1 protein-coding gene is annotated in these 915 nt (G+C 39.5%); it reads right to left on the minus strand.

Going from position 1 to position 915, the window contains the following annotated elements:
• Positions 1-915 (minus strand): IS982 family transposase (locus H6A27_RS14415; RefSeq protein WP_239469729.1); only part of this gene is annotated, 915 nt, incomplete at both ends.

Genomic DNA, 915 nt, shown 5'->3' on the forward strand with positions numbered 1-915 from the left:
ATTTAACTCTACCAATGGGTTTCTCATTTTTATAGTTAATATATTGCAGGATTGTAAGTGCGCTAATCTTCCCGACAATTCGGGTAAACAATCCGTCTGTATCTTTCGCATAATTTCTTATAATCATAAACTGGTCACACAATTGCGAGAATAGAGTTTCAATTCTTTTTCTCGCTTTGGCAAAAGCTGGAAATGTCGGCTTCCATTCTTTCTGGTTAGTTCTGTATGGTACTTCCAATCTGATATTGGCCGTTTCAAACAAATCCAGTTGTATCTGAGCACTTATATATCCTCTGTCCCCTATGACAGTACAATTACTATAGTCCACTTTCACATCCTTCAGGTAATGAATGTCATGCACACTTGCCTTGGTGAGGTCAAAGGAATGGATGACTCCACTTAATCCACAGACCGCGTGGAGTTTATATCCGTAATAATACACTCCTTGTGACGCACAGTATCCGATTGACGGTGCTTTCTCAAAATTCTTCTTCCCCATACCGCAACGCTTGGAACGGGAAAAACGACAGACCTCTATTGGTTTTGAGTCAATACAGAAATAGTCTTCACCTCCATCCATCTCCTTCACAATCCTCTCCCTGACCGCATTGCACAGAGATGAGGTTATCTTACGTCTGTCATTGTATTGTCTGCGTGAGATAAGATTGGGAATTTCTTTTCTATATTCCTGCAATTTAGCAAACAGCAAGGATTCACTGTCAATTCCTATTGCTTCTGAAGTCATATTCAACGCGATTACTTCAAGATCGGAAAATCGTGGAACGACACCTCTTCTGGGAATATTACCTGATTCATTTACCAAATTACCTGACACTTGCTTGCATATGTTCAGAAATTTTGCGAATATTGCATATAGGTTGTGCATACGATATTTGTCTATTAAAAGTTTGGGCA

This window comes from Bacteroides caecigallinarum, assembly GCF_016902295.1.
GTDB classification, from domain to species: Bacteria; Bacteroidota; Bacteroidia; order Bacteroidales; family Bacteroidaceae; genus Phocaeicola; species Phocaeicola caecigallinarum_A.